The 17,460-nt window shown below is 58.5% G+C and carries 9 protein-coding genes and 1 pseudogene; 2 read left to right on the forward strand and 8 right to left on the reverse strand.

All coding sequences use genetic code 11. The features are described 5' to 3' along the window. Positions 1-470: 470 nt before the first annotated feature. Positions 471-1,445, reverse strand: a complete 975-nt coding sequence (locus AB8B29_RS33445; protein ID WP_439007144.1) for a DNA/RNA non-specific endonuclease — start codon at positions 1,443-1,445, stop codon at positions 471-473. A gap of 204 nt (positions 1,446-1,649) precedes the next feature. Continuing rightward, positions 1,650-2,771 (reverse strand): annotated as a pseudogene (locus tag AB8B29_RS33450) (trypsin-like serine peptidase); the annotation flags it as partial. Here AB8B29_RS33450 and AB8B29_RS33455 point away from each other — a divergent pair. Together AB8B29_RS33455 and AB8B29_RS33460 are read left to right on the forward strand one after the other, a co-directional pair. Next, the gene (locus tag AB8B29_RS33455) at positions 2,694-3,530 is read left to right on the forward strand and encodes a S1/P1 nuclease (protein ID WP_439007053.1); all 837 of its coding nucleotides are present in this window, start codon (positions 2,694-2,696) and stop codon (positions 3,528-3,530) included. The pseudogene AB8B29_RS33450 and the gene AB8B29_RS33455 sit on opposite strands and share 78 nt — an antisense overlap. Before the next feature lie 138 nt (positions 3,531-3,668). Beyond that, entirely contained in the window at positions 3,669-3,947 is a 279-nt protein-coding gene (locus AB8B29_RS33460; RefSeq protein WP_439007054.1) for a DUF2934 domain-containing protein, read from the forward strand. A gap of 60 nt (positions 3,948-4,007) precedes the next feature. Here the strand turns inward: AB8B29_RS33460 and AB8B29_RS33465 are convergent, their stop codons facing one another. The 6 genes from AB8B29_RS33465 to AB8B29_RS33490 all read right to left on the reverse strand — a co-directional run bounded on the left by AB8B29_RS33465 (position 4,008) and on the right by AB8B29_RS33490 (position 17,457). After that, positions 4,008-4,469 carry an NUDIX hydrolase gene (locus tag AB8B29_RS33465; RefSeq protein WP_439007055.1) on the reverse strand — a complete coding sequence of 154 codons (462 nt, stop codon included), beginning with the start codon at positions 4,467-4,469 and terminating at the stop codon, positions 4,008-4,010. A 364-nt stretch (positions 4,470-4,833) separates the two neighbouring features. Further along, positions 4,834-5,442, reverse strand: a complete 609-nt coding sequence (locus tag AB8B29_RS33470) for a class I SAM-dependent methyltransferase (RefSeq protein WP_439007056.1) — start codon at positions 5,440-5,442, stop codon at positions 4,834-4,836. A gap of 265 nt (positions 5,443-5,707) precedes the next feature. Further along, on the reverse strand, positions 5,708-6,136 hold the full coding sequence (locus AB8B29_RS33475; RefSeq protein ID WP_037197771.1) for a hypothetical protein: 429 nt from the start codon (positions 6,134-6,136) through the stop codon (positions 5,708-5,710). Positions 6,137-6,344: 208 nt separating this feature from the next. Continuing rightward, positions 6,345-7,037: a hypothetical protein gene (locus AB8B29_RS33480; RefSeq protein WP_037197770.1), complete on the reverse strand. Its 693-nt coding sequence runs from the start codon at positions 7,035-7,037 to the stop codon at positions 6,345-6,347. 460 nt (positions 7,038-7,497) lie between these two features. Beyond that, positions 7,498-7,803 carry a YrhB domain-containing protein gene (locus AB8B29_RS33485; RefSeq protein WP_051963638.1) on the reverse strand — a complete coding sequence of 102 codons (306 nt, stop codon included), beginning with the start codon at positions 7,801-7,803 and terminating at the stop codon, positions 7,498-7,500. Beyond that, entirely contained in the window at positions 7,804-17,457 is a 9,654-nt protein-coding gene (locus tag AB8B29_RS33490; RefSeq protein ID WP_439007057.1) for a hemagglutinin repeat-containing protein, read from the reverse strand. Between the last annotated feature and the right edge of the window lie 3 nt (positions 17,458-17,460).

Genomic DNA, 17,460 nt, shown 5'->3' on the forward strand with positions numbered 1-17,460 from the left:
CTGGAGGTCTTGACGGGATCTGAACTCTCGACCAAAAAACACCAAGAGCGACGAGAGAGATCGGGAGATCGAAAGACGTCGCACTGGGGCATCACCGGACTATCACCCTTCTTCCGAAGCTGCGGTGCTTTCTGTCCGGCGGGAACAACGAGACCACGCCCGCGCGAAGCGTATGAACCGTACAGTTTCCAATTCGATGGGCTTGTCTCCCCGAGAAATCACCTACTGCATTGGAAGAGATTGGAAAGAGGTTTGGGACTGTTTATGGCACTTGAAATGGGGAACGCAGCCCTTACAAAATACAAGGAATTTGTCTTCGCCCTGACCAAGGATGTACTGGCAGGTAGCGTTGAGGCAAATCGAAGGTCGGAGCGCATAGTCGCCCGGCCTTTTTTATGATCTCAAGACCATTCGAGCGCTAAACACACTCCCACACCGCGCGTCTGTACTGGATCTGATAGCTCTACGGATCATGCCGGCTTTGGTTGAAGCAATGCGTCGACCAAGCCCGCAGTCAATTGCTGGCGGGCCTGACCGGCTTTCGCGTCGGCGGCAATCAGTGGCCCGAAATCAAGCGCAGTCAGACGGACGATGTCACTGATCGGCACATGCCATTCCTCTGCCCGATCAAGCTCCTTCAAGCTTTCCAGACTGCTCTGGATCTGGGAAACGAGATCTTTCTGCCATTGGAGGAACCCCATGGCGATCAGCGTACCCTGGTCGACATAGGCGATCACCTTCCAATAGGCGACCGGGCATTGCACGCCACGAAGGACAGGGTCGCGCGGATCCAGCACAGGACCGGTGATGACCGTGAACTTCAGACCGTGGTTCTGGGCCGCATCTAGAACGGCATCCTCCAGATGCGCCCAGGTCACCGTATTCAATCGATGCGCCTGCGGCGTGCAGTTTGTCATGTAGAAACTGTCGTCATTGGCGATACGAACCGTGCGGTCATCTCCCCACACCGGGTCCAGCCGTCGCGTCAGATGCCCGTAGTCGAAGTCGGTCCCGTCATAAATGATGGCGCCGACCTGTGCATCGGCTGATATTCGGCCATCGAACCACCAGACGTCGGCCGCCTCCAGATCGACAGGACGGGTTTTCACAGGTTCCGGCCGATCCGGATTGCGATCCGTGCGTGACAGTCGCTGAATGCCCGATCCATCTATGTTTACGGCCGAAAACCATGCCAGCCGTCGTGATGCCGACATCACGACGCTGTAATGCATATATTTCAGCTCTGGGGAGCCGTCCGCCAGCTTTGAAACATCGTTCGCCAACGCATCGGCGATTTTCGGCAACGGTATATCGAAGCCATCGCCAAGAAATTTCGAATTGTACCCGGCGCGGTGTGGTGTCTCGAACCAGGCTGACGGTCGAACCCGGATGACGGTCTTGCTTTCAAGAGGATCGGCAACCGGCGTCTGTGACGTGTTCACCATGACCAGCGGCGCCTGAGGGCGCCCACTTGCCTGTGTCGCCGGATCGGACAACAGGTCATAGAGCTTCGCCACATCGCCGGAGACACGGTCGGCATTCTGCAGAGCACTGAGGATGGCGCTGATCCTGACGCCCTCGTTGGCAGCAGTTTGAACGCCGCGCTTCTTGTCGCCGCTCGGGGCAGATGCGTGATGAAGCCCGACCGGCTGCCATTGACGATTGAGCGCCGGCGATCCGGACGACCCGATCTCGGTATCGGTCGTATAGTAGATGTATTGATCGACCCGATCGACCATCTCGCTGTGAAATAGGCACACTTGCTTCTCTCGGCCCTCAGGGTGTTGGATGATGACCACCGGCTCTCCCTAGAGGATTTTCTCGGCCGACGGGTTCAAGGGAAGCCACCCGAAACTGGAAAGAGGCTCGCCGGTCAAACCTTGTGGCTGGACCGCCACGAAGGTGAAGTCAAAAGCATCGACTTGCGATGTTACGAAGAGCTGCGACGGATCGAGCCTGAACCGCTTTGGAACCAACGGATTTTCGTTGGCATCGAGCTCGTAGTCGAACTGCGCGATAAAATCGGCCGCAGCGTCAGTGTCGGGTATCACGTGATGATTGGTCAACAGAACATTGGGAGCAACCAGAAAGCCTGTTCCAATTGGCTGCTGGCCATACAGCAAGCGGCAGACCGACTGGCCGGCGCGTATTCCATGCTCCAGAAAGTTGATCGGATCCGTGTCGTTGAAGCCGACAATCGACTCCAGCCTCCGGTCTGTGTCGACGGGCGTTTCGGGAGTCTCCACAGGCGCCGAACGGAATGCCGTCGCTGACACGGCCATCGGTCTTATTGCGGTGCGACCTTCGGCGACCGTCAACTGCATTGCACGCTGGACGGCGGACGCCAGGCCAGCGGCGGCGAGAATACCATTTTCCTCGATCGCGGTAGCTTTTGCATCGCGCTGATCTTTTCGCGCTGCAAACCGGTCTCCCGCGAGCCGATCGAGATCAGTCCGCATGCTTTTAACGGAATTGACGTCCATGGGTGTCCCCTCCTCGTCAACGATCCAAATTCCTACCTGGAGAAGCCTAGCATGTGCGCGTGACATCCAGGTTGCAGCCGCAACTTTAGGAATGTCCCCGCCCGTCATACAAGTTTGATCTCTGAGTGGTGAAATTATTAGGCGGTTGGTGGATCGTCGCAGTAAGCGCATCGCGGCCGCGTGTACCTGGATCTTCGGGAGGGTATGGACATGAAAATTGCTGCAATTTCTGCCGTGCTCCTGGTCACTTCCTTTGGCCAGGCCTTTGCATGGGGTCAGGAGGGCCATTCTATCATCGCAGAGATCGCCCAGCGGAGGCTCTCCGCCACGGCGCTAACTGAAGTTGAGCGCATTCTAGGTGGGCAAGTCTCGATGGCATCCGTTGCGAGCTGGGCCGACGATGTCAGATACGGCACGCATCCGGAGACCTACAACTGGCACTTCGTCGATATCCCGTTGGCCGATAATAGCTACGACCCGACCGCCCAATGCGCGGCCGATCCAAAGGGCGATTGCGCAATCGCGGAAATCGATCGTGCCGAGCACGAAATCACCTGCGCCGCGGATCCCGTGCAGCGTCGCGACAGTCTACGCTACCTGATCCACATCGTCGGCGATATCCACCAACCCTTCCATACGGTCGCCGACGGTGTTGGCGAAAACACCCTGAAGGTCGTGGTCAAGTTTGGCGGATTGATCAAATCGCCACCGAAGGTCCCGGACGACGATCTTCATGCCGTCTGGGACTCCACGCTCATCAAGCAGACGAACTACGCCTGGGGTTCTTATGTCGATCGTCTCGAAGGCGACTGGCTGCTTAAACATCCAGCGGCGTCACAGACGCTCGATCCTGTAGCCTGGACACTCGAAGCGCATAAACTTGCTGAAGACATGGCCCAGGGCATCGGTAATGGTGCGACGCTTGACGAAGCATACTACGATAAAGCCTTGCCAGTTGTTGATGAGCAGTTGGGACGCGCCGGACTTCGGCTGGCCGCCGTGTTGAACCGTTGGCTGGGCAGCGCGCCGGCATGTCCACTTCCCTGAACACGGTACTGCTGCTGGCGAAACAGCCGCAGCCTACAGGCACTCGCCGGATCTTGGGAAAGCAACCGGATCCCTCGCTATATCGGAACAAAATCGTCTGCGCGCGGTTTAATCGTCGCCAAATTTGGGAGGTGCAACATGTCCATGAATGAATCTAACCCGGACCTTGATACAGCCGCTTCAGTTAGCGAACCGGACAATTCAACGATCGACTATGGCCAGGACCTTCATACCCGCATAAAGGCTCGAGCCCATCAGTTGTGGGAGTCAGAGGGACGTCCTGATGGTCGGGAAGCCGAGCACTGGGACCAGGCGCAGCGAGAACTAGCGGACGAAGACGGATCTGGAGCCGACCCGTCACGCAAGGCCGAAATCGAGCATGCCGACGCGTTCAAGATTGCATTCGGCAGAGCCTGACGGCAGTTCCGTCGAGGCCGTACGGAGAGAACTCATTGAGACTGAGGAGCCTGGCTCTCGTCAGGCATTGTTACCTACGGCCAGGTCCTCGGCATAGCAATTTTGAAATCGTTCGAGAATAATCTTCAGGCCGGGTTGTGCTACAAGGTTGATCGCCCGTCCGATCGAAAACCACTGGGTCTTTGTCATGCCGCTCTCAGGGAAATCCTTCGCGCGGGAAACCAGGCGCAGGATGTGAACACTGACATGATACCGCAGACCGGTGCTGTCCTTGGAGTACGAGTAGGTCCCGAACACTTCCTTCGACAGTTCGCCCGACACGCCGGCCTCTTCGAAGGCTTCTCGTCCAGCGGCCGCAAATGACTGCTCGCCGGCCTCAAGGTGTCCCTTTGGCAGACCCCAGCGCCCGTTTCGCAGGCTACCGACAAGCATGACCTGCAATTTGCCGCGGCCTTTGATACGAAAGCAGATGACAGCGGCTTGCTGTACGTCCGGCGCTTCTTTGACGAATTCGGCCCTCATGGCATTCCCACGATTTCGACTGTCGGCACCAACGAGGCTATGCTTTTGGCTCCTATCGGTCAACCGAAGCGGCGTCGACGAACGACTGGCGTGAATTGCCGATCGACAAGATCAAAGACCCTTATGTGCAAAGATTGACCGGTCCGCTTCTGGTCGATTGCCGGCGTTACCGGAGACGCAACTTCCCTCATGATTCCAACCGCGCGCAGTACCGGCGGTGTGACAAGGCCCTTCATAGCTAGTAGGCCGGAGACTTTTGCCGCCGTTCCCGCCGTTCCCGCCCGGCCGCGCGTCGAAGCGAAGATTTCGCACCACCAAATCTAACTGAGGTTTTAGGACTGTCGGCTAAAATTTCGCGACACCCTTACGACAGCCGTCGACGCGAGAGCCAGACAGTGTGCCCGCTGCAGTCAGGGTCTTCCGCAACATGGGACACAACATCAAAGCCATTCCGGTCGAGCAGAATGCGGTATTCGTCAGCGTCGAGGCTCGCATGATAGAGGGGTTCTCCTTCCAGAGTGCCTATCACTTCGCCAAAGGCGGGACCGCTCGTGAATAGCAATGGAGCCGCCGGTTCGGCATGGTCTCGGAAGATGGGGAACATCAACCGCTGATCATGAGGCGCAAGGTGAAAGAAGCTGTCCCACGCAATCAGCCCGCCATATCTCCGATCCAATTTCAGCGAGCGCATATCCGCCACTTGGAATGTCGCGCCGGGCAGATTGGCCTGGAAGAGGGCGATCATTTCCGGCGAACCGTCCACACCGGTAACAGGATGGCCTCTGCCGGAAAAGTAACGCGCGATAGGCTCGCCTGATCCGCATCCAATATCGAGTACCGCCGTCCCGTGCCTCAGCATGTCGGCAAACCGCCCGATCCACGCGTGCTCCTGCAGCACCGCACCGCGCGCTGTTGTCCATGCGGCAGCATGGCGACGATAAAGATCTATGATGCAGGCGGAGGCGTCAATCATGGTCTACTTCGGGTCCCTGTCTCCAGCAGTTTTGAACGACATCAAATTAGCTGATGACCTGGGATAAGACAAAGTCTGTAACCGAAATCCGATGACGGTTTCCCCGCAAGCGGGCCCAGTGATGGACGTGGGGGCAGATGCATATATATATCGCCTTGATAGGAATCGAACCGAGGACCTCAGTCGATATTATGGCATCGATGTGAAATAGACGCGCATTTTCAGAGGCTTGGATAGCTTGTCATTGGTAAGCCTAATTATGGAACTATTTGTTGACCTTGCTGGGCGAGCTATCTGTCGACATTGCCTTTTGCCTCGCAAATTCGTCGGCTCCTCGTTTGTAGAACCCCACCAATTGCCGACAAATATCATCCACCGACCTATGTTGCTCGATAGCGATGTCTGCAATATTTTTCACCATACCTCGACCCGATATCACGCCAGCTCTTCCCGTGAACTCAGCTTCGTCTCCATTGGATGAACCTATCAGATCGTCGTATATGTTGGCTGACATCTGCAGAAATTCCAAAGCACCATCTTCGGAGATGCCTCGGTCCTTGCAGAATTCCAGCACTCCCAGCATGTTTCGGGTCTCTTTGTGCTTCACCTGCATTTCATCTGGCACTTGCCGTTGGGCGATAGCCGATGTCACGTTAATGCAACTGAATGCCACGGCGAGCATGACTTGCTTCATTGAAAATTCTCCATGCGAGGCCGCGAACGGCTAGCGCCTCTGACGCGCGGACACGGGTCAAATCACGGCAGATTTGCACAACTAAAGGAGGAGCGCGTGAATTGGGCTATCATTTCAGTTCTGGCATATTATCTTCGTGCACTAAATACTCTGCTCGTCCGTATGGTAGGTGCGCTGTCCTCCGACGGCAAATGCCTCTCGGAAACGGTCATAAGCCAAATTTCGTGAATCGTATCGAGGTATAAAGTTCAGGAAGAACTTCCTGCATAACCTCGCGCTCCGCGGCAGACGCCTCCGACGACACGACGGCGGGATTGCTGCGCCTCCCCGTCAACCGGATGTAGCCAGCATCGATAATCTGTCCCGCACCAACAATAATCGTGCTCGCGCCTCCGAGCGGGCTGACGTAGTTGAACAGGAAGTCCTGATCGCCGCCTGCCTCGAGCTTGGTAACCCCACCATACTGGCTCATGCCGTACTGACATTCTGCGTAGGTGATTGCATATCGACCTGGCGCAATGGGCCTGAAGGACCGGGCATAGGAGGTGGCGTTCGCGACCCGATAAAGAAAAGTCGCTTCCATATCCTTCGGCTTCTTTTCGTCGGGCAGCAGCCAGCGATCGGCCGAATAGATATCTTCGAACGCCGTGTTTTTGTCAGGCTTGCCGTTGTCGATCCTGCGCAGGCGAATATGCCCAGAGCAATAATGATCACCAGTCAGGTTTGCGTCGACCATCCGGATCAGCAGCAAGGCGCCTTTCTGGCTCTTCTTCGAGGCGATTTGACTGATGGCCGCACTATGGTCCGCAGCCGCCGTACCAGGGTCGCGGCTTCCGGCGCATCCCGCCAGGAGGCCAGTCATCAAGCCGAGTGCGACAGCGACAAAGAGTTTTGCGTTCATTTGAAATCCTAGACAAAGGTTATGTTGTTTTGATGCAGAGGCCGCGATCTGCATGATTTAGAGCAATGTTGCCGAATCCTCTTTGGGATTGGGTAATGCCATAATGGCTTCGTAGGTAACCATCGGTTCGGATCGCCATCTCCAGCACCGTGCACAGGCTGCATCAATTGACCGACCTCGCGAAAACGGGGTAGTTTAAATGCGCCCGGAAAACCTAAATCGCTCATGAGAGCGTAGGATTCCACGCCTGACCCGCACGACCCCATGGCCACCTACGATTTCTCATGGATATGGAAAGAACTCGGCGTCGAAGACCTCAGACAATAGCCTCCCAAAAACGCTTATGACCGGTTTTTACACGTATCCTGCGCCTACCCAACGCAGTTTAGTTTCGTTCGATACGAATACAATAATTGCATTTGCACCACGTGACATCGCGCCCTGCAACGCGCTGGCCAACTCAAAATGTTCTCATTTCCCCATATTGCGACCGATACTTTGCATATTCACCAAGGTATCGCTCAAGAGAAAATGCGGTTCCGAAAAAATGAACAACACCATCCTCAATATCAACAATAAATGGGGAATTTCCAAGTAGATTCGCCCTAAAATTTCCCGTCTCTACGTATTCTTTCGAATTGTAGAAGTAAACGTTGCCATATTCTGTTTCTCTAATGAGAGAAATTTTGAGTTCGAAACCAATCTCTTTCTCTTTTTTAACGAGAATAGATTTCGCGATATTTTCTGATTCCTCCATCGTGATCATCTAGTTTGTCCTTAATAATTGAAATGAAACGAACCCGTCGCTCAGATTTGCAGCCCCACCAGTTTGTCCATCCAAGAAGCGAACGGTACCATTTTGGTTCACGACATTAAATACATGTCCTGTGACGGCTCCTCTTGAGCCAAACACAATGCCCCGAGCACCATCGCCCGCGCTTTGTATCTGTTGCTCAATATTCTTGACACTCACGGGACCGCCAAATCGCGTCCCGTAGAAGTCTTCCAATACCGCAATTGGTTGAGCTGTCTTACTTGGAAGTGCTGTAGCTGGTCGCCCCGCTAACACGGCATCTGTCGCTATAACGCAATTGACACAGTTATCTGTTCTTCCTTCTAAATACGGGTAGCCCGGATTGACGCCTCGGATCGAGCCAGCCAGCGGATTTCCGCTATTGGCAAGCTCGTCTATTGCCGTGGCGGCGCGCGGCGAACTCAAAACGATTCCCGCTATAGCGTCCAGTATTTGCTTTGTGCCGGTGGGATCTCTCTGAAGGGACTGCAGCTCAGCGTAGTATCCCTCCAGTAGCTGCCGTTCTGTATCTGACAGGCCGAGTCCTTGTGCGCCGATCGATGAAATGGCAGCTCCGAGATCTCGCCGCGCGGAAATGCAATCGTCTGATCCGATATCAGCGCCGCAAGCGCTTGCCAGCGTCTGGGTGGTAAGTTGGTCGAGATCCTGCAGGTCTTTGACGATATCGCAAGCGCCACCAACACCGACCTTGCAGGCCATATCCATGCTCTTGAGCTGGAAGTACTGCTTATCGTTCAGATAGTTGAATTGGTAGTTTGCAGCTCCGTAGGCAGCACCTTCTCCTCCACCGGCGGCCCCTGCAACGGCGGCCAGGCTTTGTCCGAGCAGAAGGGAGAGCTGTTGACCTTCCTGCGTACCTTCGAACTTTGTGCCTTTGAGCAAGCCTGTGACGAGCTCATCGATCGCTGGGGCAAGGAGGGTCGATGTGGCGCCGCCAGCCGCTCCTTTAAGGGCACCTTCCCAACCATTAACGCCGCCGAGGACACCCGCGCCAATTGCATGCAACAATGCGCGACCCGCACCACCTTCGCCCCAGAAGGCAAGTTCGGCCGGAGTATCAGCCTGTTCGACAAACTGATTGGCAATCGTTGCTACCAGGCCTGCCATGGTCGCCTGAGCAGCCTGAATATCGGCCTGTGTCTTGTATTGATCGTGCAGGATGTTCTGCAGGTCCGGCAGACCAGGCAGCGAGGTATTTGTGTTGCTGGTATCGCGGCGGATCGAGCCGATATCCTGCAACTGGTGGGCAGGATCAGTGATGGTGATCGGGATATTGCCGCCGATGGCGGAGAGCGCCTCGCCGGTCTTGTTCTCACTCACCTTGACCGGCGGAGCGATCGAGAGGCCGCCCGTGCCAATCGAGCCGCCAAAGGTATCGGCCTTCCAGCTCGAATGGGTATCGATATCGGCGACCGTCAGGGTGCCGGTTTCAAAGTGGTTCTTGTCCGCGGTCGCATCGCTGGTGATCAGACCACCGACAAGGCTGGTCTGGCCGCTGACATTGATGTCGAGACCCCCTGCCCCGGCGTGAATGCCCGACTGCTCGGTGACAACGGCCGCATCGCCCTTGGCCTTCTGCGTGACGCCGGAAACACTGGTCGAACCGAAGCCGGTCGAAGCCGAGAGGTTGAGCTGATCGGCCTTTGCCTTGGCCGTATCCACCTGGCTTTCGATCGTCAGGTTCTTGACGTCGGCGGTGACCGAGTTGCCGGTGATGGTCGCGCCACGCAGCGTCAGATCGTTGGTGATGATGGTGATGTCACCGGTGCCGTTGACATGGGTGTTGGTGTGGCTGAGACCGCTCGTATCAGCGCTGCCCTTGCCATAGCCGGCATTGGCGACCAATCCCAGATCTCCCATGCCCTTGCCGCCACCGCCAAAGGTCGCGCCGACCCCGATGCCAGCACTCCAGGAGCTATTGGCGCTTGTCGAATCGGACGTGCCTGTGGCGGCATTCAGATTGATGTCGCCATTCTTAGCCGACAGGAAGATATCGCCGGTCAGCGGATCGCCGGAGACGGTCGGTATGCCGTTCTTGTCGTAACCAGCCAGGATCTGCGCACCATCACTGGTGATCGAGCCATTCTCGGCCGTCATGGAGATCGAGCGGCCAGCGCGGATGTCGGTGACGACGGGGCTCGAAGACGAGGAGGACCAGCTGTTCTCCTGATGGTTGGCGCCGACTGTCAGCGAGACATTGACGCCGATATCACCGGACTTCTGATACTGATCGTAGACACCCTGCAGGTCCTTGAAGCCTTGGTAGAAGCCAAGGCCGGCAATGGCCGTGTTGGTCACCGCATTGACACCGCCGCTATCCGACAGGCGCTCGGCCGAGTTCATAATGCTCTGGGCTGCCTTGCCAACCTGGCTCGAGACGGTGAGCGTTACACCGGCGAAGGTCTTCTCATGCGCTTCCTGATAATTGGTGACGTCATTGGCCGACAGGAGGTTGATGTCGTTGCCGGCGAAGAGGTTGACGTCACGCTCGGCCGAAGCGCTGGTCGCCTGCAGGTTGACGTCATGGCCGGCAGAGATATTGAGATCGCGGCCGGCGGTGAGTGCCGAGATGGCATTGGTATCGGACTGCTGCGCTGTACTGTCCTTGGTCGACTGCACGCCGATACCGATCGAGAAGCCGCCACCGCCCGCCGAGAAGGCGAGACCGAAGCCGGATTTCTTCTGCTGCTCCGCCTGGGATGAGCTCTCGGCACCTGGGGTCACATTGACGTCCCGTGCGGCCGACAGGTTGATGTCCCGATCGGCGGTGACCGACGAGCCCATGATGTTGAGGTCGGTCGCCCTTGCCGTCAGATTGACGTCCTCACCGGCAGTCAGCGTGGAGCCAACATTATCAGTCGAGGATTGCTGGCCCTGCTTTTCGTTTTTGCCGTAGAGCGAGATGAAGCCGCCGCCGGAGCCGACGAACAGGCCGGAGTCCTTGCGCTGGCTGTCGGACTGGTGGTTCTCCTGCGCGCCGATGATAGAGACGCTCTCGCCGGAGACATTCAGCGAACCATCGGCATTGACCTTCGAGCCGACGATGGCGGCGGCCTTGCCGGCATCAAGGTTTACGTCGCCGAAGGCCGAAAGCTGCGAGCCGACCGTCGTTTCGTTGTAGCCATCATAGCTGGCGCTGCCGCTGCGCAGGAAACCCTTGCGCTTGGCGCTGTCGTGTTCGGTCTCAGTGTCTTTGCCGGCGGTGACAATGAGATTGCCACCGGTCTGGATATTGATGTCAGCGCGACCGCCTGCGGTCGTCGCGCCGGACGTATGTGTGGCGTCGCCGGCCGTCACCTTGGACGCCGAGACGGTGGTGTCGCCGCCGGAGATAATGGTGGTGCCGCCCTTGCCGGAGAGTAACGAGCCAGCGGCCGTGGTATTCTCCAGATGGCCGGAGGCGTTCTCCTTCGTCGAGCCTAGGAAGCCGCTCTTCTTGCTCGAACTTTTGACATCGAGCGTATAGCCATCGGTCGCTTCGGCGATGGTGACGTTGTTCTTCGCCTGCAGACCGAGCTTGCCGTCGGCCGCCATACTCGAACCGATGACGTTGATGTCGCTGTTGGACTTCGCGACCAGATCGCCACCGGAAGTGATGGTGGAGCCGTTGTTGGTGATCGACGATGAAGAGCCCTTGCCGAAGACGGAGGCGCTCTGGCTCTGCGCGGTGGTAACGTTGATGTCACCGTTCGAGGTCAGGCCGAGATCGCCCTTAGCCGACAGATCGGAGCCAGAGATCAGGACGCCGGTATTGCCATTGACCTGCAGATTGCCACCGGCGGAAAGCTGCGAGGCCTGCTGGTCGGTGCCTTTGGTCTTGATATAACCGTCATCCGTCTTGCGAGCGACATCGGTCGAGACGATATTGACGGCGCCATTCGTGGCCTTGACACTGAGATCGCCGCCCGACTTGGCGGAAGAGCCGATGATATTGACGTCGTTGGTGCCGGCAATGTTCAGGCTTCCGCCCGCATTGACGCGTGCGCCTGTCGCATTCTGCTGACCCCCATTGTCAGCCTTAACCGCAGCGAGATTGACATTGTTGCCGGAGAGCTCAGCATTGCCGCCAGCCTTGACGGTGGCGCCGTTGAGATTGAGATCGCTGTTGTTGGCGGCCAGTTGGATGTTGCCGCCGGCCGACACGCCAGCATTGAGGTTGACCAGATTTTGACCGCCGATGGTCATCGTCTGGGCGGCAAGCGTGATGCCATTCGAGGCGGTGAGATTGGCGTTGCCGCCGGCATAAAAAGTACCAGTCGACTTGATCGAGCTTGCGGCAATGTTGAGGCCACCGGCGGCGGCGACCGCGCCGGAATTGTTCAGGTCGCCGACGTTCAGATTGACCGTGTTGCCGGCGATCATTGCGCCAGCGCCAGATCCCGCCTTAGCCCGGTCGGCCGCCGACAGGTAGACGACTGGAGCCAGCACCTGAACGCCATTGACGGTCTGCGCCTGGTAGATGACGATGGATTGCTGCAGATTAGCCGCCTGTTCAGCGGTCAATCCCTGGCCAAAAGCAAGACCATGGGCCTCGGCATAGGCAGCGCCATTGTCGAGCAGGGTCTTCATCTGCTCGATGGCGCTGTTGCCTGGAATGAAGGAGCCCTTTCCAAGGCCATCGCCGACCAGCTGGCGCAATTGCGTATCTATCAGCTGGTTGTCGAAATAGGCGTCGCCGAGGAACGGAATATTGGTCTCGGGGTCGTAGCCGGCGCGATTGATGAAGTAGCTCGAGCCATAGAACTTCGAGACGTCGAGGAAGGCCGCGCGGGTCTCAAAAATGAAGGCTTGTCCCGGGACCGTGCCGCCGACGCCACCGGATTGCGGCTTCGCCAGGGCGGCGAGCTGCGCAACGTTTGCAGCGGAGATCTGGGTGAGATTGCCGAGTGCGGCGGTCAGGCCGCCACCGGCGGTAGGCACACTATTGCCAGCGACATTGGACAGCGCGCTATTGACCGCAAACAGGGCGCCGCCTGCGGTCAGGCCGCTCAGGGCGGACAACGGATCGCTCGATGTCGAAGGCGCACTGACGGTCGCGCTGCCACCCGTTGAACCAAGGGACGTGTTGTTGACCGTGCCAAAGTTGAGGGTTAGCGCGCCGGCTGCCTTGAGGGTACCAGCCGCGCCGCCAATGACCTGCGAACCCGACACGATCGACGTTCCGTTGGCGATATCGCGCGACGGATCGGCCGTGCCATCGGCGTTGAAGGCGGTGCAAGCACTCTGGGCGCTGCAGGTCAGCGTCGTGGTGCGATTAAGGACGACGCCCTCGTTGGTGAGCGTAGACCCGCTGAGCGTCGCGTTGGCACCTGCCTCGATCCTGCTGTAGGAATTGGTGAGGTTAGTCGCATCGACAGTGAGATTGCCACCGGCATGGATCACCGCCTCGGGGCTGAGCGCGCTTGTGAACCGGTCCTCATAAACCGATTGGCTGAGATTGCTGGTCGGATCCCAGGTATAGGTCGTGCTGGCATCGGTGCCGTTTCTGACGACCTCATCGACGATAAAATACTTCGACGGATTGTTGGGATCGAGGACGGGATTGCCGTTGGCATCCTTCGGCACCCGCGCCTTGATCCAGTCGAAGATCGGTCCCACCAGAACCGGCCCGTTCGCGGAAGTCCAGGTCCAGGCATGATAGCTCGTGCCGTCGGCAAGGGTCGCCTGAGACCAGAGGAGCGGCTGATAGTCCTGCCACGCCGGCGGGTTAATGCCGGGATAGAGCTGGAAGATGTTCTGGTCGCTGGTTTCGAGATAGGCGAACGGCTGGCCTGCCACGGCGGGATTGAGCACGAAGGTGCCAACGACATTGCCCGACGAAATCAGTTGACCCGTTACCCAGGTCGGGGTTGTCGACCGCTTGTTGGTCAAATTGGACGTCAGGATGGAGATGTCGCCGCCAGCCTGGATGAGGCCGGAGATGTTGGTGGTCGCGCCGTTGCGCTGGCTGAGACTGCTGCCTGCAATCGTCAGGTCATTGCCGGCGAGAATGGCGCCCTGATTGTCGGTCAGCGTTCCCGCAACCAGAAGCGAAGCGTCATTGCCGGCGTAGAGAAGACCAGTCGATGTATTGGTGAGATCGCCGCTGGTATTGATCGTCAGGTTGTTGGCAGCTGCGATCTGTCCGCTGTTGGAGAGTGTCGGCAAGGTTAAGGTCAGATCATGAGCAGCCAGCAGTGTCGTGGTGTCGCTGAATGCGAGGCTGCCTGCGGTGATGGCAATATCGCCCGAGCCGCCGGCATTCGTGGCCGTCTTCACGTTTGCGCCGGTCAGATCGGCCTGGCCGCTGAGGTTGAGCGCCAGTCCGCCGAGGACAAGGCTGCCGCCGGTCAGGTTCGCGGATGTGGCCGTGACCGATAGCGTGCCGCCGACAGCGAGCTTGGCGCCGCGTGTTCCCGAGAGATCGATCGTGCCGGTGTCGATGGTCAGATTGCCGGTGACATTGGTGTTGTTTGTGTAGCTGATGGTACCCGGCGCGGTCAGCGAGGCGCTGGCAAGGCTCTGCAGTAATGCGTAGCTGATGCCGCCATTTGCTACGGCGCTCAGATTCCCACCGGACAGCAGCGCGTTGCTGGCGGTGATATCGCCATGGGTGGTGGTGAGTGTCATCGTGCCGGACTGAGCATTGCCCTGTGCCAGCATCAGCGCGCCGGTGCTGGAGGCACGCGTCGCCGCGAAATCCACGCCGGAAACCAGGCTTCCAGCTGATATCGACTGGCCCTCCAGGCTGACATTGCCTGCCGCCATAGACTGGCCGGTAAGGGCGATCGTGCCGCCGGCCGTCATGGTCAGGTTCTGGTGAGCAACCGCATTGGTGGCGACGCTATTGCCGATGCTGCCGCTTGCAGTGACGCTCGTCGTACCAGCCGAGAGCAGGTTAGCAGCGTTGATGTTGCCGGCTGTGGCCTTGAGCGTGAGGCCCCCCGTCGAACCAAGAACGACACTGCCGTCGGCAGACTGCCCGGTTGCCACGAAATCGACACCTGAGACAAGCGTGCCCGCGGTGATGCTGGCGCCGGTGATGCCGACATTACCCGCAGCCAGAAGCGTCCCGGTCAGATTTGTCGCAGCGTTCACCGTGACATTGCCATGACCCGTGACATTCGAGCCGGTGAACGAGCCGCCTGTCACGCTGAGATCACCGGCGACCAGCAGCGGTCCGGCCGTAGCGCTGGTGGCATTGATCGTAAGGTCGCCTGCCGAGCCGATGACGATAGCGCCGGTCGAGGATTGCGCCATGGCGGCGAAATCGACCCCGGTTACCACCTGGCCGGTCGAAACCGTACCGCCCGAGAGCGAAATGTTGTTGGCTCCGAGGATCTGGCCGGTCGCGGTGAGGCTGTTACTACCCGAAAGCGAGATATCGCGGTGACCCGTTACACTGCCGAGACCGAGATCTGCCGCCGTGGCGGTGATCGTGCCGGCTGAGAGCAAGGCATTGGCAGTCAGAGTGCCGGAGGCCTGTAGGGTCAGATCACCGGCAGCACCAAGCGTGATATTGCCGCCATTGGCTTCCGTTGCGACGAAATCGAGGCCGCTAACGATCTGGTTGGCTGAGACCATGCCGCCCGAGAGCGAAACATTGCCGGCACCGAGAACCTGGCCGGTGGTCGTCAGGCTGGAGCTGCCTGTGAGCGTGATGGTCTGGTGACCAGTGATGTTACCGACAGTCAGATCGGCGGATGTGGCGGAAATCATTCCCCCGGCAAGCAGCGTATTGGCTGACAGGCTGCCCGAGGACTGGAGCGTCATGTCGCCGGCGTTGCCAAGAACAAGATTGCCGTTGGCCGCCTGCGTGGCGGCGAAATCCACGCTGGAGACAATGGCACCGGCCTGGATGGCCGCCCCTGAGATGAGGATGTTGCTGCTCCCAAGAATTTGGCCACTCACATTTGTAGCGGCATTCACGGAGAGCAGCCCATGTGACGTGAGGCTACTTGATGTCAGCGACGCCGCAGTTACCGTCAGATCGGTGGTAGACTGAAGGCTGCCTGCGGTAATATTGCCGGTCGCCGTGGTATTCAGCGTACCGGCCGATAGCAGGTTGCCCGTCGCGATATTGCCACCACTGGCCGTGAGGCTGAGATTCCCGGCGGAGCCGAGAACCACATTCCCGCTCGGGTCGGCACTCGTGGCAGCGATATTGATGCCCGAGACGACCAGACCGGTGGACACCGAGCGACCGGTGGCGCTGACATTGCCTTGCGCCAGCACGTTACCTGCAACAACAATATCGACGCCGGCGTTCAAGGCGATCGTCTGGTTGCTTAGCAGCGAAGCTGCCGAGATCGAACCGGCCGTGGCGGTCAGATTGAGGTCGCCGGTGCTGTTGGCCGCGCCCGCTATCGCGAGATCGCCGGAGGTGGCGACAAGCGTCGCGACGCCATTGTCTGCCGTGACACTGCCGGCGGCAATGCCGCCGCCCGAGCTCATCTGCACTGTCGTGCCGCTGGTGATGTCGCCAGAGACACTGAGCAGGCCAGTACCGCTTGCAAGCACGATATCGCTATCGGCGGCGACCGACTGCAGCGTGATTCCCTGATCGGCCTGGACCGCCACCTTCTGCTTCGAGGTGATCTTGGCGGCGGAGACTTGTCTCTTGGAACTGATGGTGACACCATCCCTACCCGAGGCATTGCCGATCGAGATCTTGCCGTCGGCCGATAGCGACAGTTCGCCGGCGTTGGCCGCCATGTCGCCGCTCATCTTGACGCCGGCGCCCTTCTCGGTAACGACGACCTTGATGCGATCTGCCTGCATAGCACCGAGGGCTGAGCCGTCGATGGCATATTCCGGTGTGCCAGAGGTCGCGGTCAGCGCCGTCACCTCTCCGGTGGCATAGTTGTACTGGCTGGCGCCGCCCGTCAGCCGGATGGTTTTGCCGTAGACCGGGGCATTCACATGGATCTGGCGTGAAACGACGTCGAAGAGGTCGACAGCGCCAGGAGCGGTCGCAAGATTTGCCCCAGCGCCTTCAAAGGTGACGTCGCCACCATTGACGGTGAAGCCCGTCAGGCTTCCGTCGGTGCCGATGTTGGGCACACCGGTCGTCAACGTCGCATGCGGCGTGTTGATGAAGCCACAGCCGGCGCACGTGATGCCGTTAGGATTTGCGATGATGACATCAGCCCGACCACCAAAAACTTCGGTGGGACCATTCAGGGCGGAGCGATTACCGCTCGTCACTTCGTTGAGGATGACCGAGGCCGGACCGGAATTCCTCAGATTCGGATTGCCCGGAGTAACGCCGCCGAGGTTCGACGTGCCAACTTCACCGTTGAAATTATTGAGGATCAGGCCGGGAGTGCCAACATTAAAGTTGTCATACTTGTTGTGCGACAGACCCGCCCCGTTTGGAGTGACGATATCGATCAGCGGCACGCCATTCGGCGCAGCACCTACGCCTGGTTGGTTGGCTGCGGGTGCCGATCCGGCCGCAGAGACCGACTGAGCATTGGCGATTGCCGGCTGCAGGAAGAGAAGTGCGCTGAGGACGATGGCGAGCGACTTTTGAGCAAGGCCGATAAGATGGTGGACCAAGCGCTTGCGGTCCCGCGCTACGGTGACTTTTGCTTTGCTGGAAAGCCGTCCGATCTGCTTGCTCATCGC

The sequence above is a fragment of the Rhizobium sp. 11_C7_N12_5 genome (genome assembly GCF_051811145.1).
Taxonomy (GTDB): Bacteria; Pseudomonadota; Alphaproteobacteria; order Rhizobiales; family Rhizobiaceae; genus Rhizobium; species Rhizobium lusitanum.